The organism is Halanaerobium sp., assembly GCF_003070835.1.
This window is the reverse complement of sequence record NZ_QBLR01000335.1, coordinates 1-3,611: the sequence shown is the minus strand read 5'-3', so window position 1 is coordinate 3,611 and position 3,611 is coordinate 1. Positions and strand designations below refer to the sequence as shown.

Annotated in this window: 4 protein-coding genes; 3 read left to right on the top strand and 1 reads right to left on the bottom strand. The window is 36.9% G+C overall.

The window, feature by feature from the left end:
• Positions 1 to 35 precede the first annotated feature (35 nt).
• Positions 36 to 962, bottom strand: a complete 927-nt coding sequence (murB, locus tag CI949_RS18530) for a UDP-N-acetylmuramate dehydrogenase (protein ID WP_133531386.1) — start codon at positions 960 to 962, stop codon at positions 36 to 38.
• A gap of 168 nt (positions 963 to 1,130) precedes the next feature.
• Between murB and CI949_RS18525 the strand changes: the two genes are divergently transcribed.
• The 3 genes from CI949_RS18525 to CI949_RS18515 form a co-directional block, all read left to right on the top strand.
• On the top strand, positions 1,131 to 2,063 hold the full coding sequence (locus CI949_RS18525; RefSeq protein WP_114489702.1) for a ParB/RepB/Spo0J family partition protein: 933 nt from the start codon (positions 1,131 to 1,133) through the stop codon (positions 2,061 to 2,063).
• Positions 2,064 to 2,145: 82 nt separating this feature from the next.
• Positions 2,146 to 3,333, top strand: a complete 1,188-nt coding sequence (locus tag CI949_RS18520; protein WP_290769132.1) for a phosphopentomutase — start codon at positions 2,146 to 2,148, stop codon at positions 3,331 to 3,333.
• 53 nt (positions 3,334 to 3,386) lie between these two features.
• Positions 3,387 to 3,611: hypothetical protein (locus CI949_RS18515; RefSeq protein WP_290769130.1), on the top strand; the 225-nt coding region annotated here is incomplete at its 3' end.

Genomic DNA, 3,611 nt, shown 5'->3' with positions numbered 1-3,611 from the left:
CAGCTCCCCCGCAGTAAAAAGGAGGAACTGCTCGATTAAAATTCACCTAAAAAACGGGGTTCGACTTCAAGTTGGACTCCGCTTATTTTATAAACTTCTTTTTTAACTTTTTCAATTAGTTTGACTATATCTTCAGCTGTAGCATGATCTTTATTGACTATAAAGCCTGCATGTTTGGTAGAAACCTGGGCGCCGCCAATTTGAAACCCTTTCATTTTTGCCTCTTCGATCAGGGGACCGGTATAGTGTCCAGGAGGTCTTTTAAAAATGCTGCCGGCACTCGGTAATTCCATCGGCTGCTTGCTCCAGCGCTTATTGTGCAGTTCATCCATTTTTGCCTTGATTAAATTTTTTTTAGATTTTTTAAGTTTGATTGTAACATTGACTGCAGTCCAGTCTGGATCTTCTTTTTGTAAAATACTTGTTCTGTATTCAAGTTTTAGTTCGGCTTTACTGAGTTCAATTAATTTCCCCTTTTGATCAATAAATTGTGCTTTAATAATTACATCTTTCATTTCTCTGCCATAGGCTCCGGCATTCATATAGAGTGCGCCTCCCAGTGAACCGGGGATTCCAGCTGCAAATTCAAAACCGCTGAGAGAATTTTCGTAGGCCAGATCTGCAATTTCTTTAAGCTCCAGTCCAGATTCTGCAGTAATTTGATTACCTTCAAATTGATAGTGATTCAAACTGCCGGTGTAGATAATAATACCTCTATAACCTTTATCGGAAATAATTAAATTGCTGCCTTTTCCTAAAATAAAATAGGGGATAGTGGAATTAGTAATCAGCGGCATTAGTTCTTTTACAGCTGTGATTTTCTCCGGTGTTAGAAAAAGGTCTGCAGGTCCTCCAACCTTAAAACTTGCAAATTCAGCTAAATTTTTATTTTTTTCTACCTTCAGGTAGTTTATTTTCTTCAGTTTTTTTGTTAAACTATTTATATCAGATAGTTTTTCCATCTTAAATGCTCCTTTGAGATTTATTATTTGGCTAAAGTTAAAATTTTAATTTAGTAGTTAATTTTAAGTACAATCTAATAATATAATATGTTAAAAGCGAATAAAAATCAATTTTATGAAAGCTATTTTGAGTTATGATTCAAATAAAACTTTAAATGGGGGGTAAAAATGAAATATAAGGAGATATCACTGCGGGAGATAGAAAGTCGGCCGGATCAGGTGAGACAGAATTTTTCGGAGGCAAGAATAGACAGCCTGGCAAAATCGATTGCAGAAGTGGGGCAGCTGCAGCCGATTATAGTTCAGAAAAAGGATAATCATTATCTTTTAATTGCAGGGGAAAGAAGACTGAGGGCTGTTAAAAAAGAAGAACGAGAAAAAATAGCAGCAGTGATTTTGGAAGCTGAAGTTTCACCAGAAAAATTTAGGCAGATCCAGCTGATTGAGAACCTGCAGCGGCAGGATTTAAATCCTCTGGAGAGAGCAACTTCTATTAATAAATTTATGGAAGCTAATAATCTGAGTAAAAAAGATGCAGCTGAAAAACTTGGTGTTGCCAGAACAACTTTAACTCTCTGGCTTAACATTCTGGAGATGAAGGAAAAATATCAAAAAGAAGTCTTAAAAGAAGACTCTCCTATAACCTTATCCCATTTGAGCCTGGCTCATGCCCTGTCATCTAAAACAGGGGATCCTAATAAAGCCAATCAGCTGCTGGATGCAGTAATTAAACACAATTTGAGCCGTAAAGAAACACAGGAGGTACTAGATTTATTTTATAAGTATCTTCATATTCCGATGGAAGAAGCAGTTGCGGCAGTACTTTTAAAACGAGAAAGAATGAAAATGAAAGAGTACTGGGATGTCGATAGTGATAAGAATTCCCACAATCCGGTTCGTAAATTATTTCGATCATTTAGTAATATCAATGATAATCTAGAGGAATTTATGGAAGTAGAGGGGAATCTTCCAGAAGAAGACAGGGAAGAGCTGCTAAATGAATTTCTATATCTCTATCAGATAATGGGGATTTTAATTCCGGATTTAAAGGATAAATCTTTAGCATCATTAGTTACAGATATTAAGGCTCAGACTAAATAATGAGTTTTATTTAAGAAATAAAATTTTTCAAAAAAAGTCTGACGTCTAACAACATAAACATTAATAATTTAGGGGTGATATTTTGAAAAAGTTTAAGAGAGTGATTTTGATAGTAATGGATAGTGTTGGGATTGGAGAACTGCCAGATGCAGAGTATTATGGTGATCAGGGAGCTGCAACACTGCAGAATATTGCGGCTGAGATAGGTGGACTTGAGCTGCCAAATTTAGAAAAGCTGGGGTTGGGGAAAATAGAACCAATTAAAGGTCTTGATTCTGAGCTTGAGGCTGAGGGAGCTTATGGAAAAGCAGCAGAGAAATCAAAGGGTAAAGATACTACTACTGGACACTGGGAGATCGCTGGCTTGATTTCAGAAAAGCCTTTTCCTACCTATCCTGATGGTTTTCCAGCTGAGGTAATGGATCAGTTCCAGAAGGCAATTGGAAGGGAAACACTGGGTAATAAACCGGCCTCAGGTACAGTTATTATCGAAGAACTAGGTCAAAAGCATATGGAGACAGGAAAACCAATTGTTTATACTTCTGCAGATAGTGTATTCCAGATAGCAGCCCACGAAGATGTAATACCGGTCAAAGAACTCTACGATTACTGCCAAAAAGCAAGAAAAATTCTGCGGGGGGAGCATGCAGCAGCCAGAGTTATCGCCCGTCCTTTTGAGGGGAAGCCCGGCAGCTTTGAACGAACAGAAAGACGAAAAGATTTTTCTCTGACTCCTCCGGAGCCTACAGTTCTCAATTATCTTAAAGATGAGGGTTTAGAAGTAAATGCAGTTGGAAAAATAACATATATTTTCAATCACAGCGGAATTTCTAATTCTATTACTACTTCAAATAATATGGATGGAATTGATAAAACTATTGAATATATTGGACAGACTGAAAAGGGATTAATTTTTACTAATTTAGTTGATTTTGATCAGAATTACGGCCACCGCAGAAATGTAGAAGGTTATGCTGAAGCGTTAAAGAATTTTGATCAGAGAATTCCTGAAATTAAAGCTGCCATGAAAGAGGGAGATCTTTTAATCATTACTGCTGATCACGGCTGTGATCCTACTTATAAAGGAACTGATCATACCAGAGAATTTGTTCCCCTTTTAGTTTATGGCAAAAATGTGCCTGCAGACCTTGAGCTCGGCTGTCGTGACAGTTTCAGTGATATAGCTGCCACCATTATAGATTTCTTTGACTTAAGTGCTGAGACTGCAGGATTGAGTATGAATACTGCTCAAAAGAAGGAAATATTTTAGTTAGCGAGAATATATTAAATAAGCTATTAATTAAATTTTAGGGGGGATTAAAGATGACAGTAAGAGAATTTGCAGAAAAATACAAACTGGAAGTAGTCGCAGGAAACAATCTGGATGCTGAAATTAATGGTGTTTATTTTGGTGATGAACCTCATGATGTAATGAAAATGGCAGAAGAAGGTAATATCTGGCTGACTATTTTAGATGGTCTGGTGACTGTTGGTGTGGCTCTGTTAGCTGATATTTCAGCTGTTATTTTAGTAGAAGGTAAGGATTTT